This is a genomic window from Bacillus sp. JJ664, assembly GCF_036962205.1.
Lineage (GTDB): Bacteria > Bacillota > Bacilli > Bacillales > Bacillaceae_G > Gottfriedia.
Window position 1 is genome coordinate 1 of record NZ_JBALMS010000135.1, and the last position, 457, is coordinate 457.

Annotated in this window: 1 protein-coding gene; it reads right to left on the reverse strand. The window is 28.4% G+C overall.

Features of this window, described 5'->3' with window-relative positions; all coding sequences use genetic code 11:
- Positions 1-48 precede the first annotated feature (48 nt).
- Complete coding sequence (locus tag V7056_RS17670; protein WP_087998003.1) at positions 49-201, reverse strand: YpzG family protein; 153 nt, start codon at positions 199-201, stop codon at positions 49-51.
- Positions 202-457 lie beyond the last annotated feature (256 nt).

Sequence of the window (457 nt, forward strand, 5' to 3'; positions counted from 1 at the left end):
CCATTTAATAAGAAGACTAAAAATTGTCTTCTTTTTTCGATTTATCCATTACCATCTGTGGGCCTTAGCATTACTTTTTAAGATGATTGTATTTTGCGAAATCATCGTATGTCCATTAACTTGAGACTTCGCATGCTTTGGTCTTGTCCAGTTATGGTAGAACTTCTGAGATTGTGGATCCAAATGATTTTTTAATGTCATGTTTGATTCACCTCTAATGAAGTATTGGATATATCTGATATTCTAATGAATATCATCATTAGTATTTGATATATTTACAAATTAATGCAGAAAGTAAAGAAGAAGTTTCAAATCTTATGAAAGAATCTTTTTCTTTTATGTGATTTTGTATAGGCTAATGAAAAATGTAAGTGTAAAAATTGAAAATAAGCACTACCATTTTATAATATGGAATTGGGATATTCTCTACTTTGTTTGAATTAGAATTTGAGGATTC

Excerpts from the sequence above, each read along its gene's own strand:
- V7056_RS17670 (WP_087998003.1), bottom strand. The coding sequence starts at position 201 with ATGACATTAAAAAATCATTTGGATCCACAATCTCAGAAGTTCTACCAT.